Origin of the sequence: Bacillus sp. CGMCC 1.60114 (assembly GCF_042676365.1) — a bacterium.
Taxonomy (GTDB): Bacteria; Bacillota; Bacilli; order Bacillales; family Bacillaceae_G; genus Bacillus_A; species Bacillus_A rhizoplanae_A.
The window spans coordinates 34,959-59,353 of the sequence record NZ_JBHTHG010000084.1 but is presented as its reverse complement, the minus strand read 5'-3'; the positions used below and the strand labels follow the sequence as shown (position 1 = coordinate 59,353).

Below are 24,395 nucleotides of genomic sequence, written 5' to 3'. Positions count from 1 at the left end.
CGTGCATCTAGTTGGAGTTGCTTTACTAAGCCTTACTCCGTTGCTGAAATGCTTTGAAGCTCTTCTTGCATTTCGCGTAATTGTACTTTTTCGGCAGTAGAAGAATTGGTATAAGCGGACAGCAAAGCATTTTTTGCTTTATCAACAAGTGCTTGTTGTTCACTATGGTTTGAACAAGATACAGCTTGTGAAACAGCATCTCGTGCTTGTTGGAACAGTAAGTTACCCATTAGAACCCTCCAAGAGAAGAGTTATTTCGTTCTTTTTCTGCTTCAGCTAATGTACCGCGGTATGGGAATCTTGCGTCATGCTGCATAACAGAATCTGCCCCTTGTTGTACGAAACGTTTTGACTTATTCTTTTTGCCCATTCGTAATTCCCCCTTAGCAGAAAAACATTGACACATTTGTTGTGTCTCCTATAGTATGTGCGCTTGGCGTCATACTATAAGTAGGGAATTTTCACCTTACAATCCAAGTGCCTCCTCTAAATAAAGAGCAATTCCGTCTTCCTCGTTTGATAATGTCACGTGATTTGCTAATGATTTTAATTCTGGAATGGCATTCCCCATTGCAATCCCGTGCCCGGCAAATTCAATCATTTCAAAATCGTTATCTTCATCACCAAATGCGATGATATTTTCTTTTGGGATATTGTAGTAACTTGAAATTTTTTGTAAGCCAATTGCTTTATTTAACCCGCTTTTTACAATTTCGATAATCGGCCAAGGAGCGCCCCATTTGCGATGATCGATTACCTCTGCATGCATATCTGTTAAATGTTGGCGGATAGAATTTGATTTTGATTCATGTGCATCGATTAATAAGCAAGTAGGGTGTTCTTGTAAAATGTCGAGTAAATCACCCGTGAAAATTTTAGGTGATCCAAATTCGAAAATATGTTTTTTATCTGCATCAATTTGTTTTACATATACATCATCAATCACTTCCGCGTAAATATTTTCTACCCCAAAATCGATACATGCGCGAACGATTTCTTGCGCAGTAGCAAGTTCAAGCGGAGAGTGATGCGTTCCCCAATTTTTATCAAGTGGGTGATGGACGTATGCGCCGTTGAAATTTACGATTGGTGTGTTTAAGCTAAGTTCTTTATAATATGCATGACTCGCACGAAATGGACGTCCGGTTGAAATAACAACGATATGACCTTGTTCTTTTGCTTTTGCAATGGTTTGTTTTGTGCGTGCTGAAATGATTTTTTGATCTGTCAGTAAAGTACCATCTAAATCTAATGCGATTAAATGTTGTTTTTTCATACGTCTCACACCTTTATATAAAAGTTTTGTATATATTCATCTTAGTTTCTACATTCGAATGTTGTCTACTATTTGTAATTGGAAAAGAGAAAAGTCAAGTTGTTTTCTGAAAGTTCGAATAATGTTTCTTTGATTTTGTACAATTTGTGAAAAGGGTTACAATAAACGGACTATCGTGTTTATAATGAGAGTGTAATCTTCTCGTAATAAGTTGTTTGACTCTCCTTTGATGCTGGTCGTTATGACCAGTTTTTTTTGTTTCTACATATACTGATGTATCTCCTGCTAAAATGTGTAATTTCATTATATGAGCAAGCTTTCCTAAACATAACAGAAAAGGTTTTTTAAAATGGGACATACTAAAGATGCAATGATGGAATGGAAGGAGAATGAATATGGGACAAAGTCATCGATTCCGAGCAGGTCAAAAAGCACCAAACGACGGCATATATGTTGAAATTGGTGAAACAGGAAGTATGGTTAAGGATCCAAAAATGGTAAAGCTTTCTGCTGGAGATAAATTTCCAGAAGTTACAAATCAAAACAGACAGTGGACATATAAAAGAAGACCATAATAAATCCCGCAGTTATAAGCTGCGGGATTTGTTATGATGTAATGAAATGGATTTTTTCAAAAATAAGATCGTGTTATAAAACTGTCTTCATTGTATAAAATACATAATTTGTCGTATAATCAAATCAAAGGTCAAAAAAAGTCAAAGTTAAAGGAGCTGTGGCTGCAATGGACTTAAATCGAATGACGACGAAAACACAAGAAGCGATTATGAGTGCACAATCAATTGCTACTAAGCATCATCATCAAGAAATTGATACTGTACATCTTTTAGATGCGCTTCTTCAGCAGCAAGATGGATTAGCCATCCGTATTTTTCAAAAGATGAATGTAAATATAGATCAGCTTATGCAAGGAGTAGAACGCTTGTTAAAGCAAAAGCCATCAGTTACCGGAGGCGGCGCCGAGGCAGGGAAAGTATATATTACAGGTGCGCTTCAGCAACTGCTTGTAAGAGCTGAAGAAGAAGCGAAGCATTTGCAAGACGATTATATTTCAGTAGAGCATATTCTTCTTGCGTTTTGTGATGAAAAGAAAACGAACGATATATGTCAGTTATTTACATCGCTTCGTATTACGAAAGAAGCGTTATTGCAAGCATTAACAGAAGTTCGGGGGAATCAAAGAGTGACGAGTCAAAATCCAGAAGTAACATATGAAGCTTTGCAAAAATACGGCCGTGATTTAGTAGCAGAAGTACGGCAAGGAAAAATTGATCCGGTTATTGGACGCGATAGTGAAATTCGCCGTGTTATCCGCATTTTATCACGTAAAACGAAAAACAATCCTGTGTTAATTGGTGAACCTGGTGTTGGGAAAACAGCAATTGTTGAGGGATTGGCACAGCGTATTGTCCGTAAAGATGTACCGGAAGGATTAAAGGATAAAACTATTTTTGCGCTTGATATGAGTGCGCTTGTTGCAGGTGCAAAATTCCGCGGTGAATTTGAAGAGCGTTTGCAGGCAGTCTTAAATGAAATTAAAAAAAGTGAAGGGAAGATTTTACTATTTATTGACGAGCTTCACACGATTGTAGGGGCTGGAAAAACAGAGGGAGCAATGGATGCTGGGAACATGCTAAAACCGATGTTAGCACGCGGAGAGCTACATTGTATCGGAGCGACGACACTTGATGAATATCGGAAATATATTGAGAAAGATCCGGCATTAGAACGTCGTTTCCAGCAAGTATTAGCAGAAGAGCCAACGGTCGAAGATACGATTTCCATTTTGCGCGGTTTAAAAGAACGCTTTGAAATTTATCATAGTGTTAATATTCATGATCGTGCTCTTGTAGCAGCCGCGATGTTATCAGATCGTTATATTTCCGATCGCTTTTTGCCAGATAAAGCGATTGACTTAGTGGATGAAGCATGTGCAACGATTCGGACAGAAATTGACTCGCTGCCAACAGAATTAGATGAAATAACACGTCGTATTATGCAGTTAGAAATTGAAGAAGCTGCGCTTAGTAAAGAAACGGATCGCGGTAGTCAGGAGCGTCTGCAAACATTGCAGCGTGAGTTATCGGATTTAAAAGAAAAAGCAAGTAGCATGAGAGCGCAGTGGCAAAAAGAGAAAGAAGAAATTCATAAAGTGCGGGATTTACGTGAAAGTTTAGAACGTTTGCGCCGCGAGTTAGAAGAAGCGGAAGGAAATTACGATTTAAATAAGGCAGCAGAGCTTCGTCACGGCAAAATTCCAGCTGTAGAAAAAGAGCTGAAAGCAGCGGAAGAAGCAAATGCTAATAAACAGCAAGATAATCGTCTTCTTCGTGAAGAAGTAAGTGAAGAAGAAATTGCAAATATTGTATCGCGTTGGACTGGTATTCCAGTTGTAAAACTTGTAGAAGGAGAACGTGAAAAGCTGCTTCGTTTAGAGCAAATCTTATCGGAGCGTGTCATTGGACAAGAAGAAGCGGTCGGTCTTGTGGCGGATGCGGTGTTACGTGCCCGTGCTGGTATTAAAGATCCAAATCGTCCGATTGGTTCATTCATTTTCTTAGGACCTACAGGTGTTGGGAAAACAGAACTTGCGAAAACATTGGCGCAATCATTATTTGATAGCGAAGAACAAATGATTCGAATCGATATGTCTGAGTATATGGAAAAACATGCAGTATCCCGTTTAATTGGAGCGCCTCCTGGATATGTCGGATATGAAGAAGGGGGACAATTGACAGAAGCTGTGCGCCGTAAACCATATTCGGTTATTTTATTAGATGAAATTGAAAAAGCGCACCCAGAAGTGTTTAATATTTTACTGCAAATGTTAGATGATGGACGTATTACAGATTCACAAGGACGTACAGTTGATTTTAAAAATACAGTAATTATTATGACGTCCAATATCGGATCACAATATTTACTAGAAGGATTAGGAGAAGATGGTTCTATTCAAGAAGAAGCAAGAGACCTTGTGATGGGACAACTTCGCGGTCATTTCCGTCCGGAATTTTTAAATCGAGTGGATGAAATCATTTTATTTAAACCACTCACAACAAATGAAATAAAAGGTATTGTCGATAAAATTGTGAAGGAGCTGCAAAATCGTTTAGCGGACCGTCATATTACGGTTGAATTAACAAATGCAGCAAAAGAGTTTGTTGTAGAATCAGGATTCGATCCAATGTATGGTGCACGTCCGTTAAAACGCTACGTACAACGTCAAGTTGAAACGAAGCTAGCGCGTGAACTCATTGCAGGTACAATTACAGATCATAGTCATGTATTAATTGATGTATTAAATAACGAGTTAGTTGTAGAAGTTCGTTAAAAAAAAGAGTCCGGCTGATTCCGGACTCTTTTTTATTAATGCTGCTGTGCAGGCTCGTTTGGAATTAAAGCTCCCAGTACGATTACAAGTACAGCAAGAATTACAGAAAAAATAGACGCTTGTTGGAAATCGTATGTAACGCCTGGCGTCATAGAGCTAAGTACGTAGCTCATCATTTGCACAAGCAGGAACGACCAGATTAAGGCCCAAATTACACGCATCTTTTCACACCTCTATTCGTTCAATTTATTTTTATTGTAACATAACTCTAAAAAGAATATAGAAAAAATATTTGTTGTTTTTGCAAAGCAAATTGCCATTAGCGTCATACATTATAAAAGAGTTATTTTGATGTTGTTATATAAGGCGGGAGAAGTATGGGTATTACGGAGCGTTTCTTCTTTTTAGAGCAAGAGCCATGTGTAATTCATTTGCCGGAAAAACCAAATGGATTCGGTATATTGCTGCTAGGTGATTACAATTATTTCATTGAGAATGGTACAAGTTTATGGCTTCAACATGCAGGGTGGTTGCACTTTTTAAATGAATTGCGGAAGGAAGGCTATACGATTTTTTCTTCTAATTTACACGGAAGACATTGGGGAAATGAACAGGCAGTTCGTTTAGCGAAAAGATTATATCATGTTGTTATGAAAAAGGAGATTTTGAACGAAAAAATTCATATCATAGCAGAAGGAATGGGAGCGCTTGTTGCCCTGCAAATGATGGTGCAATATCCAGAATGTGTTCGTTCTGTTCTTATGTTCAATCCATGTCTTCATTTACCGGCGCATGTTGAACTTGAAAAAGAGCACAAATTTTTTTATAAGCGATTAATTCGTGAATTAATGCAAGCATACGATGCGACAGAATCGGAATTAGAACGGAAAATTGAAAAGAAAGCATTTCCATATTTGAAATCATCTGTTCCTGTAAAAATATTTGTATCCATTCAAGAAAAAAAAGAACGAAAACAATTGTTCAGAGAATATGAAAAACAACGCTTGCAAGAGAATTGTCCAACTGCATTATCCTTTCATTTCCAAGATGTAAAATATAAAATGGCGCAAAATGCGTGTCAGTTTTTTAAGTGGTATGAAGATTTATAAGGCTCCTATATATACATAAGGAGCTTTTTGTGTATGTGAGGAGGGAGACAAAATGAAACGAGTAATTGTTGTGGGTGCATTAACATTTATAGGCTATCATCTTGTGGAGAAGTTTTTTGAAGAAGAGATTGAGGTATACGCATTTGATGTTGATAATATGAACAGTATGTCCAAGGTGAATGAAGAAAAATTATGTTTAATTGGTCGAAATGCATTATTTACGTATTCTTCGCTCCGTGATGATGAAGGGTGGGAAGTGTTGGAGAAAACGGATATTGATACTGTATATTTTTGCTTATGTGAGCCGAATCAGCAAAAGGATTTTCGAAACGAACGTACTATATTGCAATATGTAAAGCGATTTGAGAGTTTTTGCAGAAGAAAAGGAATAAAATTTATCGTTTTATCTTCTGTAGAAGTGAGTCATGCTTGTAACAATGAAAATAATATACTTTTTTCAAAAATTGAGCGAGAGGTAAAGAAGGGGAGTGCAGATTATTGTATACTGCGCGTTCCGACCGTATATGGACCGTGGCAGCCGTTGTTTATGGCATATCATCATGTTATTCTTTCGCAGATGAAGCAACAGACTATTTCTGTTCCCGTAGAGGAATGCACATGTGACCTTATATATGTTGAAGATGTTGCTCGATGTTTATATGAACTCGGTCAAAAAAAGATAGAAAGAAAAATATATTCTCTTTGCAGCGGAGAAGAAAACCAATGGCAAAAAGGAATTGAATTATTACAGGAAGCAGGTAAAATGCAAATACATCATAAAGAGTGTCAAAACAATGAGGAAACAGAGATGATTGTTACAAATCCAATTGCATTAGAAGACGGATTACAGCGTCAAATTTCTCACATAAAACAATATAAGGAGTTATACGAGGGAAGCAGCACGTGGTAAACTAGAAAAGAACGTTTTAATGTTGAAAGGATGAGGAGATATGAATGAAAAAAACATGCAATTTTTACAAATCGCAATGAAACATTTGCCGGAAGCAAAGGCAATTTTAGATGATAATGGTATTGCATTGGATATGGCAAAAGCGCAGCCTGTATTAGAGTTATTAATGAAGGTTATGGATGAAGCTTATGAACTTGGGAAAGCGGACGCAGGAGAGTAATACGTCTGCGAAATACTTATAACTACTAGGTTAATGCTTTTTCTGTAAATGATGAAGCTTTAATAATGAGACCTTTCCATCGGTGAGGATTCACTGATGGAAAGTGTTGCTTTAAAATAAAGTTAAACAGTTTTGAAGAAAACCGAAATTTCCTATCTCAATAAAGAAGGGATTTCGGTTTTTTTGTGGATTAAGAACTTGTTAAGTGATAATAGAGTTATTCCATTAAAGGGCCAGATTGTGGAGGAAAAAGAAAGAGTAAGAATACTGATAAAAAGATCATTATTTGTGAAGTGTTTCACTTAAACTAACATGGCGAAGTTAGTTTAAGTTTTGTCACAATTTTTTTCTAGGTTTTTCTTAAAAATGAACAGTTCTTTTTTAACATACTTCCAAAAGAATTCCCCTTCCTCAAGGAATGAGAAGGGTGAAGCCCGATGAGTAGGGAGGGGATGAATTTTGGTTGGTGTAAGCCAAAGGAATGAAAAAGGAATTTTCTCAAATGAGACAGAAATTATAGAAAGAATACTTTTGATCTCAAAGTTATTGTTTGCTGACTGTAGGCGGTGCACCATTAGAAATTCTAAAACAATACCAAAACACAAGGACAAAACGAATGGGAGGTGATGACAATGTTGTTCAATCAAAAATATGAAATCTTTCCAACAGAAGCGCAAAAAGAAGTGTTAGACCGTTGGCTACAATATTGTCGTCAAACCTACAATTCTGCCTTGTTAGACAAAGAACGGAAATATAAGCAAAACAAAGAAAATTACAATCGTTATGATATGCAAAGACAACTTACATTGGACAAGGAGACGTATCCTTTTCTAAAAGAAATGCCTTCTCAGCCTTTGCAAGAAGTTTTTGCACGTTTGAAAAAAGCGTTTGATCATTTCTTTCGTAAAGATGCAAAGTATCCAAAACAGAAAAAGTATAAAGACTACACGAGTATGACATTTCCTCAATTTGGGTTCAAACGAAATGGAAAGCATCGCTATGCCATGTCTTTTTCTGATAACGGTAAATTATACAATACAAAGTTGGGAGAAATAAATATCCTACTCCACAGACCACTCGAAGGAACAATCAAGCAACTGATTCTCAAACGTCAAGGGAAAAGATGGTACGCTATTTTCTGTGTCGAAAGACAAGTGGCACCATCTGGTATCGATACCAATCGTGCGATAGGAATTGACGTGGGATTACATAAGTATGCCGTTCTTTCTAATGGTTCAGAGTTTGAAAACCCTAGATTTCTCCGTGAAAAAGAAAAACAACTAAAGAAAGCACAGCGAAAACTTTCTAAGAAGAAACAAGGTTCTGCTAACTTCATAAAACAAGTCGAGCGTGTTCGCAAGCTACATGAAAAAGTAGCGAACCAGCGCAGAGATTTTCTTCATAAACTCAGTTACAATCTAGCGAAAGATTATTCCGTTATCGTTGTAGAAAATCTGAACATTCGTAACATGGTTAGAAACAGAAAATTATCAAAGTCTATTTCTGATGCAGGGTGGGGAATGTTTCGAAACATGCTTGCTTACAAATGCGAAAATCATGGCGGTGTACTCATCAAAGTAGAACCAAAGTATACTTCACAAGACTGTTCTTTTTGTGAGAATCGCGTGAAGAAGTCTCTCTCTATTCGTACTCACATTTGTAAAAAGTGTGGAACGGTATTAGATAGAGACTATAACGCGAGCCGGAACATCTTACAAAAAGGATTAGAAGAATTGTTTGCCACAAACTAAAGTCTACAAACTGTAGGGCAAGGTTATGTCCGAACAGTATAATCTATGCCTGTGGAGACTGTGTAAGACGTAGTGGGACACCCGACTATGCAACAGTCTATGAAATAGGAAGCCCCTTCTTCAATCGACTGGAAGGTGGATAAGGAGGGGGTTATTCACTGTGAAATCGCTCTTTTAAAAAGCCCCTTAAATTTCTCCCTATCTTCTGATGTAAATGGTTTTGGCCCCTTTGTACGCTTTCCGCTTTTTCGAGCCATTGCACTCAAATAACGTGTTTGTAATAATTGGTCAATGTTTTCATTTGTATAGCTAGACCCATTATGGTGAAGTACTGCACACCCTTTTGCTAAACCTAGCGAAGCAAGACCATAATCTTGCGTAACGATTATATCTCCTTTTTCTGCTAACTTCATAATCCGATAATCCGCAGCATCTGCTCCAGAATCAACATAAATGGTTTCCACTCCTGATGGTTGTTCCGCATTAGAAAAATGAGAAAAACTACTAACAAGGATAACAGGAATTTCAGCATTCGTACCTTCCGAGATAATGATATCTTTTACCGGACAAGCATCTGCATCAACATAAATTTTCATCTTAACATCTCCCCGTAAATAAGTTTGAGTTGATGATAATGGCAAATTTAGCCTTTGTCAAACGAGAAAGATGGTTTACCTAAAATCATTAAAAAACAGTTGTTCTATTAAAGGGCGCTTTAATTGAGCAAAGAAAAAAGCCTAATTTCTCAGCATTAAATTGAGAAATTAGGCTTTTTAATATTGAAATTTACTTAACGTTGTAAATCCGCATTTTCCTGACAATACTGTGGATTTAAAATAAAGTTGCGATGCTCTATCCCTTTGGATATGGTAATTTAAAGGGGTGTTTTTATAGTGAAAAGGAAAAGAACATCTGATTTTGAGTGACAATAAGTTGTTTCGTTAAAGGGTCATATTGTTGAAGTTGAACTGGGAATAAAAATCAAAATACATAGTTAAGGAAGTGGATGGATGAATTTATTAACTGTTACTGAGGAATTTTTTAATTATGTAAGGGAGTTTTTACTTTTAAGATTTACACTATTTGCTTTGGTCCTCATGACTTTTTCCTTTGTCATAAACCGTATGATTGATTGGTTCTTTAGGAAGTCAAGCTTTTTTGATGAAGAAGTAGAACAGACGATTCAAAGTGTAATTCGATCAATTATTAGGTATGGAATTTTAATCAGTCTTGTTTTTTATCTAATTAGTCAATTTGTAGATATAAAAGGTATTCTTGCAGGTGCAGGGATTGCCGGAGTTGTCGTCGGTTTTGCTGCACAACAGATGCTAAAAGATGTTATATTAGGGTTCGCAAGATTAACGGACAAAGAGTTTCGTGTCGGCGATTTTGTTACTTTTAACGGAACAAGTTCAGGTACCATTGAGGAAATCGGTATTCGCTTTATGCAAATTCGTGAATGGTCGGGAAAACTCCTTACCATCCCACATGGAGAGATTAGAACGATACAGAATTTTAATAAAGGCTGGATGCGGGTTATTGAACGGATTACGGTAAGTTATCAGGAAGATCCTACAAGAATAAAGGAATTGTTAGAAAAAGTATGTGTTATCTGCAATGAAAAATTGGATCAAAGCCTATATAGGATAGAGGACGAGGCTGTTCAATCATTTCAATATATTGGTGTTACAGACTTAAATCCAAATCTTAAGTATGTTGGGTACGAATTTTGTATTGTAGGTTTGGTTAAACCTGAGGAGTATTTTGAAACTTCCAGGCAAGTAAGGTTTGAACTAATGTCTATATTCCATGAGAATCAAGTACAAATGCCAGCAGCGAATATGTTCGTTCATACTGAAAAATTACAGGAGATTCCTGGAGAGCGGTTTTCACCAAGCAGGTAAAGAAAACTAGCTAATAGAAACTCCTTTGTTATTCAATTAAAGGGCGCTTTAATAGAGTAAGAATCACAGAAATAATCAAATTTTTTTATAAAATAATTATTCAATTGAATAGAAAAAAGCGTGTATTGATCATTCTTTTTTCAAAACACGCTTTTTCCTTTTTTATTAAGGTTTACAGGGTTAATTTAATCAAACTTTATTTCAGGGCTACAGAAAGGTCTCACTTTTTACTCAGCTACTTTATTTTTCGTTTGAACTTGCTTAATCCTTCATATACAATCGGTACAATTAATAATGTCAATAGCGTAGAACTTGTTAATCCGCCGATTACTGTTACGCCAAGACCTTTGGAAATAAGGCCGCTTCCTTCAAAGCCTAATGCAAGTGGAAGTAAGGCACCAATCGTTGCGATAGCGGTCATTAAGATTGGGCGTAATCTTGTTGCACCAGCTTCTAGTAATGCTTCGCGTGTTGTAAATCCTTCGCGTTCCTTATGAATGACGCGGTCAATAAGTACGATAGCGTTTGTGACAACAATACCGATTAACATGAGGGCACCAATCATTGCAGAGATGCTTAATGTTTCTCCGGAAATTAATAAGGCAACAACGGCACCGATGATTGTAAATGGAAGCGAGAATAAAATCGCAAATGGTGCTAATGCCCCGCCGAATGTTATAACGAGAACGAAGTATACAATCGCAATCGCAGCTAACATGGCTAAACCAAGCTGTGTAAAGGATTCTTGAATATCTTTAGATACACCGCCCATCGAAACATCAACGCCAGATGGTAAGTTCATTTTATCTACTTCTTTTTGAATGTTTTTGGAAGCTTTAGCTACATCATCTGTCGTTGGTTTTGCAGTTACTTCTGCATATACGCGACCATCACGTCTTGTTATTGTATTAGACGTTTCACCTTCTTTTACAGTCATAATATCTTTTACAGCCACTTCTGTACCTAGCGGTGTTTGTATTTTTCGGTTTGTTAAATCATCGATGTTTTCATAATTTTGTTTTTTAACCTCAACATACACATTCATCTCTTTGTTATCTTCTTTTACTGTTGTTAAGACAGGGCGTTCGTGAGAGTCGGAAAGTCCCATGCCTACTTGCGCAGCAGTTAAACCAAGCTTACTTAATTTCTCTTGATCTGCGACTAATGTGTATTCATCGTATGTTTTTGCAAGGCTAGAGTCGATATTTTTTAACGTTTTATCTTTTTTCATGATATTTTGAATGTCTTTTACGACAGGTTTAATCTCTTGTAAGCTGTCTCCGTATACATATAACTTAATTTCGTTGTTGCTTCCGCCAGATGAGAAGTCTTGGTTTTTCCATTCGCCTTTACCTGTCATCTTTTGTAAGTCTTTAACAACTTTTTCTTTTTCCTTCTCAAAGTTCTTTGTATCGTTTTTGTACTGAACAAAGAATAATGTCTGGTTCGATTTACCTGGGCTCATTGGATTTTCTCCGCCAAGTGAGAATTGAATTGTTTTTACATCTTTCTTCTTCTTAAAGTAATCTTCTGCTTTTGTTGAGATGTTTTCGACATCTTGCAATGTTTGTCCAGGTTCTGGATTATAAGATGCAACTACTGTTTTCTCTTCTTCAGATGGTAAGAAGCTTACACCTACAATTGGGATAAGGGCAATGCTTCCTACTAATAATAAAACCGCGATACTAGATGTAATAATCTTATGATTTAATACCCATTCTAGAAGGCGTTTATACCCATTAGCAAGTTTACTTGTATGCTCTTCATGAGTGTGTTGCTGTTTTTCCTTGGTACTTTCTTTTTTAAATAAAGAATGTGCCATCATTGGAACAATTGTAATAGCTACGAGAAGAGATGCTAATAGGGCGAAAACAATTGTTAAAGCAAATGGTAAGAACAGTTCCCCAATCATTCCTTTCACAAGACCAAGCGGTAAAAAGACCGCAATGGTTACGATTGTAGATGACATAATCGGAACGAACATTTCTTTTGCTGCCTCGCGAATTAAGTCTTTTCCCTTTAACTTTTCATTAGGTAAAGCCATACGCCGGTAAATATTTTCAATAACAACGATCGAGTCATCGACAACGCGGCCGATAGCAACGGTCATTGCTCCAAGTGTCATAACATTTAATGTAATATCCATTTCTTTTAATAGTAAAATTGCAATTAATAAAGAAAGTGGAATGGAAATAACGGAAATAAGTGTTGTTCGAATGTTACGTAAGAACAACATGATGATAATGATGGCGAAAATTGCCCCAAAAATAGCTTTACTTAACATTGTGCTAACCGATTTTTCAATTGGTGCACCTTGGTCAAACGTTGAAATGATTTCGATGTCATCAAATTTCTTTTCGAAATCATGTGCTTTATTTTTAACGGCATTTACAACATCAACTGTATTTGCATCAGCAGCTTTCACAATTTGAAGGCTGATTGCATCTTTTCCGTTTGTACGTGAAATAGACTCTGCTTTCCCAACTTGTTTAATATCAGCAATATCTTGTAATGCTACAGTTGGAATTGCAAATCCTTGTCCCGTTGCAGCGGGATTCATATTAGGCTGCTGCGCCTGAGTTGGCCCTTGTGAACTTCCTTGATTTGCAGAAGGAACAAGCGGGATTTTCATTTCTTTTAAAGCACTTAACGTTGTAATATTGCCATCTACAACAACGGACTTTTCTTTGTCTTTAAATGTATACAGTCCTAGCGGCATAGAAACATTAGAACCTTTAATCATGTTCTTAACTGTATCTTCGCTAAGGCCTAATTCTTTCATTTTTTCTTTGTTGAAGACAAGCTGTACTTCGTCAACTTGTTGACCCGAAATTTGAACAGAGGCAACGCCATCTAATCCTTCTAAACTTGGAACAACATCTTTTTCAACTCTTTCTGTCAGCTTTGCAAGAGACTCATTCTTACTTGTGACGCTTAATGAAATAACAGGAAAAGCGTTGAAGCTAAGGCGAGAAATTTTTGGTTCTTTTACACCTTCTGGTAAAGGTAAGTTAGCGAGTGCATCTTTAATTTCTGTCTCTGCTTTTTCCATATTTTTATCAAAATTATATTCTACTTGAATAGAAGATGCGTTTTGATAAGAGGAGGAGCTTACAACGGTTACTCCATTTAAGTTTTGTAGTCGTTGTTCGATTGGTTTCGAAATCTTTTCTGCTACTTCAGCTGGGGTAGCGCCAGGATACACAGTTGTTACTGTTACGAGTGGTGTGGTAATATCTGGGATTGTTTCCAGCTTCATGCGAAGACCAGAATAGATTCCCGCAATCGTAATCATGATCGTTAATAACCAGACTGCGAACTTGTTATTTAACGAAAAGTTAATGATTTTATTCATCTGTACACTCCTTTTCACGGAAACTGACTAATTGGTCATAACGAACAAATTATAAATGACTGACTGGTCAATAGTCAACTGAAAGGACTGATGCAAAGTGAAACTTCCATAGATAGAGGGTTCTTCATCCGCCGTCTACCTTCTTTATCTTCTCTGAATCTTGTGTGAGGGTCTTATTTCCTGCTGATAGAGGGATAAAATATTGAGAAATACTTGCAATTTTTGACCGATGAGTCATAATGCGAATAAGAGCGTTTTTTTAGGAGAGAAAAAGATGAAGGAAAAAGAACGGTTAATAATTGAAACAGCAATTAAATTATTTGCAATGAAGGGTGTTAGTGCGACGTCTATTCAAGAAATAGCAACAGAATGCGGTATTTCCAAAGGCGCATTTTATTTGCATTTTAAATCGAAAGACACTTTAGTATTGGCAACATTGGAGTATTACTACGACCGGATTCAAAATAAAATGATGGATATTGAAAAAGAATCATTACCTCCACGTGAGAAATTTGAAAAACAATTACATTGCCAGTTTTACGAATTACAACAAAAAAGAGAATTCATTATTATGTGTATGAGGGAAAATGCGATTCCTTTTAATAAAGAAGTAGAAGCATTTATGACGAGAATGAGATTAGAATCACATGCTTTTCACCGCGATGGTTTACTTGCTATATATGGGGAAGAGATTGCTCCTTATCTTATTGATGTAATTATTATGCTAGAAGGGATATCGCATGGGTATTTGGAGTCGGTTATCTTTAATGTGGTAAATGTAGATATAGCATATATAGTGAGATTTATATTAAAAAGAATGGATGATATCGTAGCGGGGTTACAACGTTCAAATGAAAAACCGGTTATTTTAGAGCGGGAACTCAATCACTTTTTGTGCGATGGGAATGTAATGAACGGACATATGGAAGAATCATTTGTAAATGAAATTATTACGTTAAAACGTACGCTAGTAGACCAATTAGGAAATGATGAATTACTGGTTACACTAGATGTGCTAGAGTCAGAAATGAAAACGAATCATCCGCGAGTTCCAGTTATTCAAGGGATGTTGTCTAACTTAAAATCGTATCCTGAATTGCATGATTTCCGTGAAAGACTTGCGTTGTATTATAAAATAACAAATTAATATTATAGACAAAAGGAAACTTATCATTTAAAATTAGTACCAAGTCATAATAATTGATATAAAACGGAGGGTTGCGATGTGAACGTAGGCATTTTAGGGATCGGGAGATATGTGCCGGAAAAAGTTGTCACAAATCACGACTTAGAGAAAGTGATGGATACATCTGATGAGTGGATTCGTACAAGAACGGGAATTGAAGAAAGACGAATTGCCGATGATACAATAGATACTTCACATATGGCTGTGGAAGCTGCAAAAAAAGCACTTGAAAATGCAGGGATGAACGGGGAAGAAATTGATCTTATTTTAGTTGCAACAGTAACGGCGGATCGTTCGTTTCCGGCGGTTGCTTGTGTAGTTCAAGAACAAATTGGAGCGAAGCATGCAGCAGCTATGGATTTAGGTGCTGCTTGTGCTGGTTTTATGTACGGAATGATTACCGCACAACAATTTATTCAAACTGGAACTTATAAAAATATATTAGTAATTGGTAGCGATAAGTTATCTAAAATTGTAGATTGGAATGACCGAAATACGGCAGTTTTATTTGGTGATGGAGCAGGTGCTATCGTTATGGGAGCTGTTTCAGAAGGAAAAGGTATTCTTTCATTTGAATTAGGAGCGGATGGAAGCGGTGGTAAACACCTTTATCGTGATGAATATGTTATGATGAATGGCAGAGAAGTCTTTAAATTTGCTGTTCGTCAACTTGGTGATTCTTGCCTTCGCGTTTTAGAAAAAGCAGGGCATACGAAAGAAGATGTGGACTTTTTAGTGCCTCACCAAGCAAATATTCGTATTATGGAATCGGCGAGAGAGCGATTAAATTTACCACAGGAGAAGATGAGTACGACAATTTCTAAGTTTGGGAATACGTCAGCTTCTTCGATTCCAATTGCTATGGTAGAAGAATTACAAAATGGACGCATTCAAGATGGTGATCTTATCATATTAGTTGGTTTTGGCGGCGGATTAACATGGGGAGCAGTTGCTCTTCGTTGGGGTAAATAAGGACTGAGAGAAAAGGAGTGTATTTTGTATGGAAAAAAAGCGTGTTGTAATTACAGGATTAGGAGCAGTTACTCCTGTAGGAAATGATGTAGAAACTGCATGGAACAACATTAAGCAAGGTGTATCTGGAATTGGACGTATTACACGCTTAGATGCAGAGCAATTTCCGGCAAAAGTAGCAGCGGAAGTTAACGACTTTGAAGTCGAGAAATATATCGATAAGAAAGAAGCGCGTCGTATGGACCGCTTTACACAATATGCTGTTGCAGCTGCAAAAATGGCTGTAGAAGATGCGAAATTAGAAATCACAGAAGAGAATGCTCCACGTATCGGAGTATGGGTTGGATCTGGAATTGGCGGTATGGAAACATACGAAGAACAATTTAAAGTATATATGGAAAAGGGTGCACGTCGCGTAAGTCCATTTTTCGTACCGATGATGATTCCCGATATGGCAGCTGGTCAAGTGTCGATTGCTACAGGAGCTAAAGGAATCAATACTTGTTCAGTAACAGCATGTGCATCAGGAGCCAATTCAATCGGTGATGCATTTAAAGTAATTCAGCGCGGTGATGCGGATGCAATGATTACGGGCGGAGCAGAAGCACCGTTAACAAATATAGCATTTGCAGGGTTTAGTTCTGCGAAAGCATTAACATTTAATGAAGATCCGGCAACAGCTTGCCGTCCGTTTGATAAAAATCGCAGCGGTTTTGTTATGGGCGAAGGTGCTGGTATCATTATCTTGGAAGAGTTAGAGCATGCACTAGCACGCGGTGCTCATATTTACGCAGAAATCGTTGGTTATGGTGCAACAGGTGATGCATTCCATATTACAATGCCCGCTCCTGGCGGTGAAGGCGGTGTACGTGCGATGCGTCAAGCGTTAGCAGATGCAGGTCTTCAGCCGGAAGATATCGATTATATTAATGCGCACGGTACGAGTACAGAAGCGAATGAAAAGTATGAAACGATGGCAATTAAAGAAGTGTTTGGCGAACATGCGTATAAAGTAGCAGTAAGCTCAACAAAATCAATGACAGGACATTTACTAGGTGCAGCTGGTGCGGTAGAAGCGATTATATCTGTTAAAACAATTACAGATGGTGTTGTTCCGCCGACAATTAACTATGAAACACCAGATCCAGAGTGTGATTTAGATTATGTGCCAAATAAAGCAAGACAACAAGAGGTACGTGCGGTATTAAGTAACTCATTAGGTTTTGGTGGTCATAACGCAGCATTAGTATTTAAAGCATATAAATAATAAAGGAAAAAAGTGCAGATGAAAATCTGTACTTTTTTTATGCCTTCTTTCAGTTAGTTGCATATGTATGGAACTAAAGGAGGGAGAAAGATGGGCGTGGTTAAAACGGCAGAATGGCTGCGTACGTATTATCAAGAGCCGGAAAAAATTTGTGAGAAGTTTACAAAATATTTTCCGCTTCAACAAGAAGCATTGTATCGATTTCTTGTTTCAAAAGGAATGTTTCGCCCAGTGATAGATGGCGAGAAAGAAATCGACATATTACAAAAAAAACGAGTATGGGAGAAGTTGGCATTAGAGTATAAAGAATTACGGGAATGGTTAAAAGGACCTGATATACCAGTATTTATTTTATTATCTGATCCATATAACCGAACTATTCAGCGAGAGTATAACGGAAAAGCAGGATTAACAATTCGAGATGCTTTATTTTTATTTGTGAGTTCACAAAATTCGATTGGTGAGTTAAAGGCATTGCTTACCCATGAATACCACCACATATGTCGTATCCATGAAACTGAAATAAAAGAAGAACAGTATACGATTCTGGATACGATGATTATGGAGGGCTTAGCAGAACAAGCGGTGTATGAAAGGTATGGAGATTCTTACCATGCTCCGTGGGTGTCTTATTATAGCAAAGAAGAAGCGATTAGGCTTTGGCATCGGTTTCTACATGATAGTTGTAATGTGAACCGAATGACCCGAGAGCATGATGTGTTGTTAAATGGATGGAGATTCTATCCACGTATGCTTGGATATGCTGTAGGATTTCATATTGTAAAGGATTGTGTAGCGCATACGAAATATAATACAAATGCTTTACTAGAAATGGATGCGAAAACCATCTTAAAAGGTGCAGTTTCTTTTGACTGATAAGAATGATGTATGAACTTAGCTATGGCTAAGTTTTTTTATTTTATCCCACTATTCGCGGGCAGTAGGATTCCCACCTCAAGATTTTGAGAAAAGCATTGTCCAGCTCTAGCGGCTAGAATCTCCGGTCGTTTCGCCCCCCTCGGACAAGGCAAAAGGCGCCTCTCTGCCTTAGGCGCGGGCGTCCTGTGATTCTGAGTGAGCCGCTTCCGCTTTTCTTAAGAAGATAGGTAGGGGATAACTGCTGGCATGAGCCTGATTGGTGAGAGCTTTCCATCAGTGGGAAAGATATTACTGATGAAAGTTTTCCCTTATGAGAATGAATGGTAAGGGAAGATGAAGAAATTAATAATAAGAATATATTTCCTCCCTTGGAATAAATTTTACGAAAGATGACCATAATGAGATTTACAAACAGTTGTGAAGTGAGGGGTAAGCAATGCTATATCTGCATGATGTATGGGTAAATTGGTTTGAAGGTGAAGAAAACGGGTATAACGTCTGTCATTTCTATGAATGGCGGAAGGATGATACGATCGAATTGTTAGATCAAGTACCATTATTAAAAGTAGATTCCACATTATATCATTACATCGAGAACGAATTGCTAGAGCTTCCGCCAAAACTATTGGAAGACGTACATCATAAGACGTACATTCGAAAAAACCATGAGCGGTTGCAGCAAGAGTATTGTTTTGTTGTATCAGATGGAAAAGGAATTATTGCAGTTGATACAATTGGATACAATATTCCGATACGCAAAAGCCGACTGATTCCAAGACAAGAACAAATGGTATATGAAATGGTAGAAAACGTACAGGCAGAAACATATGATTTTCAAGTAGAGGCATCTCAAAAGGAACATCATATTTTATCACCTTCCCCGCATATGATGAATGGGCTAACACGGAAAGAAAGACAATTAAAACAATTGCTCTTTATGGCGCTAGATCAACTACATACAACGAAAAACCCAGCGGAGATTCGCTATTGGTTTACAGAATGGGATCCAGCAGCATATCCGTCTGTGCAACACCTCCCATTTGAGGAAGTATGGAACCGTTTATATGAAGAAGCAAAGCGTGGCTGGTCAGATAAACATGAACAGCTTTGTGAGCGACTTGTAAGAGGACAACCGTTCTTTGAAAAGTTGTGGGAAATGGAAAATGAGCAAAAGGTAAATTAAAAAACCGCCAAAGATTTGGCGGTTTTTTTGCTTATTTTAAACTTAATGGACAGTAAAATATCCTTATGTTAAATAGGTATCTTGTTTTTCTTTGATGTCCAGCTCGAGCGGCTAGAATCTGCGGTCGTTTCGCTCTCTCGGTCGAAGTAAAGAGCACTTCTTAGTCGAGAGTTCCAACGTCCTCCGATTCTGAGCGAGCCGCTTCCGCTTTTCTTGTCCAGCTCTGCCTCCTAGCCCCTCCTGTCTAAGAACCTTCCGCACGAGAAAGTACAAAACACTTTCTGTGCGAAAGAACCTTAGCCAACGGGGCTAAACAGTCGGCTCCGCTTTTCTTCCTTATCGGCGTTTTCTGCTTAATCCCATTGCATTTTCGACTTTACGAAGTTGTTTCATTGCGACGCGGTTTGCTTTTTCAGCACCTTTATCAAGGATTTCATCTAATTCAGCAGAGTTAATAAGTTCATTATACTTATCTTGAATTGGACGGATTGCTTCAACAACAACTTGTGCTAAGTCACCTTTAAAGTCGCCGTATCCTTTTCCTTCATATTGAGCTTCTAGTTCTTCAATTGTTTTCCCTGAGAATGAAGAGTAGATTGTTAATAAGTTAGAAATACCAGGTTTGTTTTCTTTATCGAATTTTACGATACCGTCAGAGTCTGTTACGGCACTTTTAATTTTCTTTTCGATTGTTTTAGTATCATCAAGCATACTGATCATTGATTTTGGATTTGGATCTGATTTGCTCATTTTTTTCGTAGGTTCTGTTAATGACATAACGCGTGCACCTACTTTTGGAATGCGAATTTCCGGAATAGTAAACACTTCGCGATAACGATTGTTAAAACGTTCTGCTAAATCGCGTGTTAACTCAATATGTTGTTTTTGGTCATCTCCAACTGGAACAATCTCTGTATTGTATAGTAAAATGTCTGCTGCCATTAATGGTGGGTATGTTAATAAAGCAGCCGGAACAGATTCTCTTCCTTGTGACTTATCTTTATATTGTGTCATACGTTCTAATTCACCTACGTACGCAGTACATTGCATAATCCATCCAAGCTGACCGTGTGCTGGAACTTCTGATTGCACAAATAACGTAGATTTGTCTGGATCGATGCCACATGCTAAGTATAGTGCAGCTAGACTGCGAATATTTTTGCGAAGCTGTACCGGGTCTTGCGGTACAGTAATTGCATGTTGGTTTACAATACAGAAGTAGCAATCATGTTCATGTTGCAGTTCTGTAAACTGCTTCATTGCTCCTAAATAGTTACCAAGTGTAATTGTTCCGCTTGGCTGAATGCCTGAAAAAATAACTGACATATGTATTTCCTCCTTGAAAAGTTGTATAGTTTTTATTCTTCGATACTTCGGCCTACAGCTCCAACGCCCTACGATTCTGAACGAGCCGCTTTCGCTTTTTCTTGTCCAGCTCCAGCGGGCTAGAATGGTCGGTGGCTTCGCGCCTTCCTGCGAGGTAAAAAGCACCTCTACGTCAGGAGCTCCATCCCCCTCCCATTCTGAACGAGCCGCTTTCGCTTTTCTAATACAAAAAAGCCCATTCATCCCTAAAAATAGGGACGAATGGACCGCGGTACCACCCTAATTATTTTGCTAAAGCAAAATCTCTTTATCCATTGTAACGTTGGATGTAACGCCAAAGCCTACTCCTAAAGTGTTTCGGTTTGGTGCTCAAAAGCCCATTCCATACTGTACAATTACTTGTTTTCACCCACCACAAGCTCTCTGAAATTGCCTCAATATGTACTCTTCTTTCTCATCGCATGCATATAAATTTGTAAGCAAATATTTTTGCACTATTATAACACACAATGAGTGGTTTGCAAACTATATAAGAACAGTGAAGCTAATGACTGTTGACAGTGCCCCTAATATGATACCAGTAATAACGATAGGGTATGTCCATGTAAAAGAATATGTTCGGTACAATATTTCTTTCGGATCGCGCTTTTCTTCATCTTCAATTAAAGATTCTACTTTTTTATTTGATCGACCTAATTTTTTAAAAGCATATATTGTTACATTGAAAAAACCGCGCTGATATAGAAATAAAAATCCTCCGATAATAATAAAGATTAAAGCGATATAAAACATAATATTGACAAAATTCAACAAAAAGGAAGTAGAAAGAATAAAAGCACATACACAAGAAATCGCAATTGTGATGCCTGTTAATATACTAATACGTGAAAAAAGCGTATTCAAATGCTTCACCCCCACAAAAAAATTACTAGAATTATTATACTATAAAAGTTATAATGAGTACTATAAAGAATTTTTAGAAAAATATACATAATTTCGTATTTTGTTGCAATTAGATAACTACAATGTTAGGCTCTGTCTTTACAAAAGATACAAAAAAAAACATTTTAGTTTAAAAATTTTAACAAAAAAATAAAAAACTATATTCACAATCGTCTTATTATATGTATAATGAAAATTGTAGAAACTTGGAGATTATTCTTTCAATTCTATATTTTTACATAGTAGGACGTAGGAGGTGCACTTAGGGGAGGCAATACAACATAAAGAAGAAGCTGCTATTATTCCTTGCATCGACATTAATAGTTAGCATGCTAGGGGCTTGCGGACAAAAAGAGAATAAGCAAGCGAAGGGAAAGCGACAAGCAGTAAGAATGGAAAGCGAGAGTTTGATTTAACAGAAGTATCTGAAATTCCGACAACAGATGTGTTTTCGGAATAATATTCTGAATCTTCTAACGTATAGAGCGATTCGATAGAAGATCTATACCGAGTTGGAATGAACTGTTAAAAGTTGAGAAAGTTTTAATTTAAGAGGATGCAGTTATTGCTCCTGTGTTCCAAAAGGGAACATCATATATGCAAAAAAGTGCTGTAAAGGATGTTGTCAATCATAATTATAGCGGCAAGCTTTTTTACAAACGGGCTTCAGTCCAACAATAATATGCTTTACTCCATCGGTTACAACGAGTATATGCCTATGATGAGCATGTGCTCTTATTTTAAAAGAAAAATAGTAAGAATATTTTAAACTATCTTATTGCTTTTGAGAAAATGGGGAGGTGCTATTTATGGGACGTTATACATTGCAACGTTTCGCGTACATGATTATTACATTATTTTTAATTACAACATTAACATTCTTTATGATGAAATTATTGCCGGGTTCTCCGCTTAAAAACCAAGAGAAATTATCGCCAGCACAAAAAGAAATCATTTTAGAAAAGTATGGTTTAAATGACCCTCTACCAGTGCAATATGCACGTTACATGGGGAATTTAGTTAAAGGAGATTTAGGGGTATCATTCCAATATGACAACCGTCCAGTAACAGAGATGATTGTTGGCCGTATTGGTCCATCTGCACAGTTAGGTCTTCAAGCAATTGTTTTAGGAACTTTTATTGGATTACTACTTGGTATTGTTGCAGCTCTTCGTACGAACACGTGGGCTGATTACGGGGCAACACTCATTTCGGTACTCGGAATGTCTGTACCAGGATTCGTTTTTGCGGCATTATTACAATATTATGTAGCTGTACAAGCTGGATGGTTACCAGTAGCATTTTGGAAAGGATTTGAATATACGATCCTACCAACGATTGCATTATCTGTAGGTGTAACAGCTACAATAGCTCGTTTTGCACGTACAGAATTAATTGAGGTTATGCAAGCTGAGTACATTTTAACGGCAAAAGCAAAAGGGCTTAGTAAAGGTGTAGTCATTATAAAACATGCATTGCGAAATGCTCTTATTCCGATTATTACAATTTTAGGTCCAATGGTTGCTAACTTGATGACAGGAACACTTGTTATTGAGCAAGTATTCGCTATACCAGGTTTAGGGGAACAGTTCGTTAAGTCTATTCCATTGAACGACTATACAGTTATTATGGGTACAACCATTTTCTATAGTGCGATTTTCATTTTTGTTATATTTATTGTCGATGTACTATACGGTGTAGTTGATCCTCGTATTCGTTTAGCGGGAGGGAAAAAATAATGAAAGATATACAAAAATTATCGCCAGATTTATTTCAACCAGCAAATCGCAGCAATACTGATAATGAAGTCATTGCCCGTCCGAGTATAAAGTTTTGGGAAGATGTAAGAAGACGCCTGTTTGAGCATAAAGGTGCAGTTTTAGGGATGATTATTCTCCTTCTAATTACTCTATTAGCGATTTTTGGTCCGATGATGAGTAAATATTCGTATAAAGATCAAGATTTAAACCGTGCGAAATTGCCGCCGAGAATACCGGTGTTAGAGAAGATTCACTGGCTGCCATTTGATGGTGTGGATCAATACGGTGTAGATCAATATGAAAAACATGATGTTAAAGAAAATTTCTGGTTTGGTACAGATGATCTTGGCCGCGACATTTGGACAAGAACATGGCAAGGGACACGCGTATCTTTATATATCGCATTATTAGCAGCGGCAATTGATTTAGTCATTGGTGTTGCATATGGTGGTATCTCCGCATTCTATGGGGGCCGCGTTGATAATTTAATGCAACGTTTCGTTGAAATCTTAAACGGTATTCCGTACTTAATTATTGTAATTTTAATGGTAATTATAATGGATCCTGGTATTTTATCGATTACATTTGCGATGGCTCTTACAGGATGGATTGGAATGTCACGTGTTGTACGTGGACAAGTATTGAAAATGAAAAATCAAGAGTATGTATTAGCATCACGTACACTTGGAGCAACAAATACACAACTAATTGTAAAACATTTAGTGCCAAACTTAATGGGTTCTATCATTGTTATGACAATGTTCACAATTCCGAGCGCGGTGTTTGGAGAAGCTTTCTTAAGTTTCATTGGTCTTGGAATTCAGCCGCCGTTAGCATCATTAGGTTCTCTAGTAAGTGATGGATATAAGTCAATTCAAACATATCCGCATATGATGTTTATTCCAGCGGCCGTAATTAGTATGTTGATTTTAGCACTTAACTTAGTAGCAGACGGTTTACGTGACGCGTTAGATCCGAAAATGCGTAAATAAGGAAGAAAGGAGAG

22 protein-coding genes, 1 pseudogene and 1 other annotated feature are annotated in these 24,395 nt (G+C 37.3%); of the genes and pseudogenes, 15 read left to right on the top strand and 8 right to left on the bottom strand.

Going from position 1 to position 24,395, the window contains the following annotated elements:
• Positions 1 to 32: 32 nt before the first annotated feature.
• The 3 genes from ACFQZ1_RS12130 to ACFQZ1_RS12120 all read right to left on the bottom strand — a co-directional run bounded on the left by ACFQZ1_RS12130 (position 33) and on the right by ACFQZ1_RS12120 (position 1,276).
• Positions 33 to 230 (bottom strand): DUF3813 domain-containing protein, encoded by a 198-nt coding sequence (locus ACFQZ1_RS12130; RefSeq protein WP_377882425.1) that lies wholly within the window; start codon positions 228 to 230, stop codon positions 33 to 35.
• Positions 230 to 370: a hypothetical protein gene (locus tag ACFQZ1_RS12125; protein WP_020059838.1), complete on the bottom strand. Its 141-nt coding sequence runs from the start codon at positions 368 to 370 to the stop codon at positions 230 to 232. The genes ACFQZ1_RS12130 and ACFQZ1_RS12125 overlap by 1 nt, the downstream gene beginning before the upstream one ends.
• 96 nt (positions 371 to 466) lie before the next feature.
• Positions 467 to 1,276, bottom strand: a complete 810-nt coding sequence (locus ACFQZ1_RS12120) for a Cof-type HAD-IIB family hydrolase (protein WP_377882424.1) — start codon at positions 1,274 to 1,276, stop codon at positions 467 to 469.
• 395 nt (positions 1,277 to 1,671) lie between these two features.
• Between ACFQZ1_RS12120 and ACFQZ1_RS12115 the strand changes: the two genes are divergently transcribed.
• Both ACFQZ1_RS12115 and clpB read left to right on the top strand, forming a co-directional pair.
• The gene (locus ACFQZ1_RS12115; RefSeq protein ID WP_020059836.1) at positions 1,672 to 1,851 is read left to right on the top strand and encodes a YjzC family protein; all 180 of its coding nucleotides are present in this window, start codon (positions 1,672 to 1,674) and stop codon (positions 1,849 to 1,851) included.
• Between the two features lie 167 nt (positions 1,852 to 2,018).
• The gene (gene clpB / locus ACFQZ1_RS12110) at positions 2,019 to 4,625 is read left to right on the top strand and encodes an ATP-dependent chaperone ClpB (RefSeq protein ID WP_377882423.1); all 2,607 of its coding nucleotides are present in this window, start codon (positions 2,019 to 2,021) and stop codon (positions 4,623 to 4,625) included.
• Positions 4,626 to 4,660: 35 nt separating this feature from the next.
• On the opposite strand, the gene ACFQZ1_RS12105 is transcribed toward clpB, so the two are convergent.
• Entirely contained in the window at positions 4,661 to 4,846 is a 186-nt protein-coding gene (locus tag ACFQZ1_RS12105; RefSeq protein ID WP_377882422.1) for a YjzD family protein, read from the bottom strand.
• 156 nt (positions 4,847 to 5,002) lie between these two features.
• Here ACFQZ1_RS12105 and ACFQZ1_RS12100 point away from each other — a divergent pair, with 156 nt between their 5' ends.
• The 4 genes from ACFQZ1_RS12100 (at position 5,003) to ACFQZ1_RS12085 (ending at position 8,615) form a co-directional block, all read left to right on the top strand.
• Positions 5,003 to 5,734, top strand: a complete 732-nt coding sequence (locus tag ACFQZ1_RS12100) for an alpha/beta hydrolase (RefSeq protein ID WP_377882421.1) — start codon at positions 5,003 to 5,005, stop codon at positions 5,732 to 5,734.
• A 52-nt stretch (positions 5,735 to 5,786) separates the two neighbouring features.
• Complete coding sequence (locus tag ACFQZ1_RS12095) at positions 5,787 to 6,644, top strand: NAD-dependent epimerase/dehydratase family protein (RefSeq protein WP_377882420.1); 858 nt, start codon at positions 5,787 to 5,789, stop codon at positions 6,642 to 6,644.
• A gap of 40 nt (positions 6,645 to 6,684) precedes the next feature.
• Positions 6,685 to 6,864 (top strand): ComZ family protein, encoded by a 180-nt coding sequence (locus ACFQZ1_RS12090; protein WP_377882419.1) that lies wholly within the window; start codon positions 6,685 to 6,687, stop codon positions 6,862 to 6,864.
• A 626-nt stretch (positions 6,865 to 7,490) separates the two neighbouring features.
• Entirely contained in the window at positions 7,491 to 8,615 is a 1,125-nt protein-coding gene (locus ACFQZ1_RS12085; protein ID WP_377882418.1) for an RNA-guided endonuclease InsQ/TnpB family protein, read from the top strand.
• Positions 8,616 to 8,770: 155 nt separating this feature from the next.
• Here the strand turns inward: ACFQZ1_RS12085 and ACFQZ1_RS12080 are convergent, their stop codons facing one another.
• The gene (locus tag ACFQZ1_RS12080; protein ID WP_377882417.1) at positions 8,771 to 9,211 is read right to left on the bottom strand and encodes a YaiI/YqxD family protein; all 441 of its coding nucleotides are present in this window, start codon (positions 9,209 to 9,211) and stop codon (positions 8,771 to 8,773) included.
• Positions 9,212 to 9,625: 414 nt separating this feature from the next.
• Between ACFQZ1_RS12080 and ACFQZ1_RS12075 the strand changes: the two genes are divergently transcribed.
• Entirely contained in the window at positions 9,626 to 10,519 is an 894-nt protein-coding gene (locus ACFQZ1_RS12075) for a mechanosensitive ion channel family protein (protein WP_377882416.1), read from the top strand.
• A 235-nt stretch (positions 10,520 to 10,754) separates the two neighbouring features.
• Here ACFQZ1_RS12075 and ACFQZ1_RS12070 read toward each other — a convergent pair whose 3' ends face one another.
• Entirely contained in the window at positions 10,755 to 13,874 is a 3,120-nt protein-coding gene (locus ACFQZ1_RS12070; RefSeq protein WP_377882415.1) for an efflux RND transporter permease subunit, read from the bottom strand.
• Between the two features lie 274 nt (positions 13,875 to 14,148).
• On the opposite strand from ACFQZ1_RS12070, the gene ACFQZ1_RS12065 reads away from it, so the two are divergent.
• From ACFQZ1_RS12065 to ACFQZ1_RS12045, 5 genes are all read left to right on the top strand, one after another.
• Positions 14,149 to 15,021: a TetR/AcrR family transcriptional regulator gene (locus ACFQZ1_RS12065; RefSeq protein WP_377882414.1), complete on the top strand. Its 873-nt coding sequence runs from the start codon at positions 14,149 to 14,151 to the stop codon at positions 15,019 to 15,021.
• Between the two features lie 78 nt (positions 15,022 to 15,099).
• The gene (locus ACFQZ1_RS12060; protein WP_377882412.1) at positions 15,100 to 16,032 is read left to right on the top strand and encodes a beta-ketoacyl-ACP synthase III; all 933 of its coding nucleotides are present in this window, start codon (positions 15,100 to 15,102) and stop codon (positions 16,030 to 16,032) included.
• Positions 16,033 to 16,060: 28 nt separating this feature from the next.
• Positions 16,061 to 17,299 (top strand): beta-ketoacyl-ACP synthase II, encoded by a 1,239-nt coding sequence (fabF, locus tag ACFQZ1_RS12055; RefSeq protein ID WP_377882411.1) that lies wholly within the window; start codon positions 16,061 to 16,063, stop codon positions 17,297 to 17,299.
• A 90-nt stretch (positions 17,300 to 17,389) separates the two neighbouring features.
• A complete protein-coding gene (locus ACFQZ1_RS12050) occupies positions 17,390 to 18,175 on the top strand; it encodes a DUF2268 domain-containing putative Zn-dependent protease (protein ID WP_377882410.1) in 786 nt (261 codons plus the stop codon).
• Positions 18,176 to 18,614: 439 nt separating this feature from the next.
• The gene (locus tag ACFQZ1_RS12045; protein WP_377882409.1) at positions 18,615 to 19,361 is read left to right on the top strand and encodes a YjbA family protein; all 747 of its coding nucleotides are present in this window, start codon (positions 18,615 to 18,617) and stop codon (positions 19,359 to 19,361) included.
• A gap of 336 nt (positions 19,362 to 19,697) precedes the next feature.
• Here ACFQZ1_RS12045 and trpS read toward each other — a convergent pair whose 3' ends face one another.
• Both trpS and ACFQZ1_RS12035 read right to left on the bottom strand, forming a co-directional pair.
• Positions 19,698 to 20,687, bottom strand: a complete 990-nt coding sequence (gene trpS / locus ACFQZ1_RS12040; RefSeq protein WP_377882408.1) for a tryptophan--tRNA ligase — start codon at positions 20,685 to 20,687, stop codon at positions 19,698 to 19,700.
• Positions 20,688 to 20,937: 250 nt separating this feature from the next.
• Positions 20,938 to 21,154: a binding site (T-box leader), on the bottom strand.
• Between the two features lie 58 nt (positions 21,155 to 21,212).
• Positions 21,213 to 21,590: a DUF3899 domain-containing protein gene (locus ACFQZ1_RS12035; RefSeq protein ID WP_377882406.1), complete on the bottom strand. Its 378-nt coding sequence runs from the start codon at positions 21,588 to 21,590 to the stop codon at positions 21,213 to 21,215.
• Positions 21,591 to 22,142: 552 nt separating this feature from the next.
• Here ACFQZ1_RS12035 and ACFQZ1_RS12030 point away from each other — a divergent pair.
• From ACFQZ1_RS12030 to opp3C, 3 genes and pseudogenes are all read left to right on the top strand, one after another.
• Positions 22,143 to 22,310 (top strand): annotated as a pseudogene (locus ACFQZ1_RS12030) (peptide ABC transporter substrate-binding protein); the annotation flags it as partial.
• A 128-nt stretch (positions 22,311 to 22,438) separates the two neighbouring features.
• Positions 22,439 to 23,368, top strand: coding sequence for an oligopeptide ABC transporter permease (opp3b, locus tag ACFQZ1_RS12025; RefSeq protein WP_377882405.1), 930 nt, complete (start codon positions 22,439 to 22,441; stop codon positions 23,366 to 23,368).
• Entirely contained in the window at positions 23,365 to 24,381 is a 1,017-nt protein-coding gene (gene opp3C, locus ACFQZ1_RS12020; RefSeq protein WP_377882697.1) for an oligopeptide ABC transporter permease, read from the top strand. Before opp3b ends, opp3C begins: the two co-directional genes overlap by 4 nt.
• Positions 24,382 to 24,395: the final 14 nt, after the last annotated feature.

Coding starts and splice junctions, on each gene's coding strand:
- ACFQZ1_RS12130 (WP_377882425.1), bottom strand. CDS start 230: ATGGGTAACTTACTGTTCCAACAAGCACGAGATGCTGTTTCACAAGCT.
- ACFQZ1_RS12125 (WP_020059838.1), bottom strand. CDS start 370: ATGGGCAAAAAGAATAAGTCAAAACGTTTCGTACAACAAGGGGCAGAT.
- ACFQZ1_RS12120 (WP_377882424.1), bottom strand. CDS start 1,276: ATGAAAAAACAACATTTAATCGCATTAGATTTAGATGGTACTTTACTG.
- ACFQZ1_RS12115 (WP_020059836.1), top strand. CDS start 1,672: ATGGGACAAAGTCATCGATTCCGAGCAGGTCAAAAAGCACCAAACGAC.
- clpB (WP_377882423.1), top strand. CDS start 2,019: ATGGACTTAAATCGAATGACGACGAAAACACAAGAAGCGATTATGAGT.
- ACFQZ1_RS12105 (WP_377882422.1), bottom strand. CDS start 4,846: ATGCGTGTAATTTGGGCCTTAATCTGGTCGTTCCTGCTTGTGCAAATG.
- ACFQZ1_RS12100 (WP_377882421.1), top strand. CDS start 5,003: ATGGGTATTACGGAGCGTTTCTTCTTTTTAGAGCAAGAGCCATGTGTA.
- ACFQZ1_RS12095 (WP_377882420.1), top strand. CDS start 5,787: ATGAAACGAGTAATTGTTGTGGGTGCATTAACATTTATAGGCTATCAT.
- ACFQZ1_RS12090 (WP_377882419.1), top strand. CDS start 6,685: ATGAATGAAAAAAACATGCAATTTTTACAAATCGCAATGAAACATTTG.
- ACFQZ1_RS12085 (WP_377882418.1), top strand. CDS start 7,491: ATGACAATGTTGTTCAATCAAAAATATGAAATCTTTCCAACAGAAGCG.
- ACFQZ1_RS12080 (WP_377882417.1), bottom strand. CDS start 9,211: ATGAAAATTTATGTTGATGCAGATGCTTGTCCGGTAAAAGATATCATT.
- ACFQZ1_RS12075 (WP_377882416.1), top strand. CDS start 9,626: ATGAATTTATTAACTGTTACTGAGGAATTTTTTAATTATGTAAGGGAG.
- ACFQZ1_RS12070 (WP_377882415.1), bottom strand. CDS start 13,874: ATGAATAAAATCATTAACTTTTCGTTAAATAACAAGTTCGCAGTCTGG.
- ACFQZ1_RS12065 (WP_377882414.1), top strand. CDS start 14,149: ATGAAGGAAAAAGAACGGTTAATAATTGAAACAGCAATTAAATTATTT.
- fabF (WP_377882411.1), top strand. CDS start 16,061: ATGGAAAAAAAGCGTGTTGTAATTACAGGATTAGGAGCAGTTACTCCT.
- ACFQZ1_RS12050 (WP_377882410.1), top strand. CDS start 17,390: ATGGGCGTGGTTAAAACGGCAGAATGGCTGCGTACGTATTATCAAGAG.
- ACFQZ1_RS12045 (WP_377882409.1), top strand. CDS start 18,615: ATGCTATATCTGCATGATGTATGGGTAAATTGGTTTGAAGGTGAAGAA.
- trpS (WP_377882408.1), bottom strand. CDS start 20,687: ATGTCAGTTATTTTTTCAGGCATTCAGCCAAGCGGAACAATTACACTT.
- opp3b (WP_377882405.1), top strand. CDS start 22,439: ATGGGACGTTATACATTGCAACGTTTCGCGTACATGATTATTACATTA.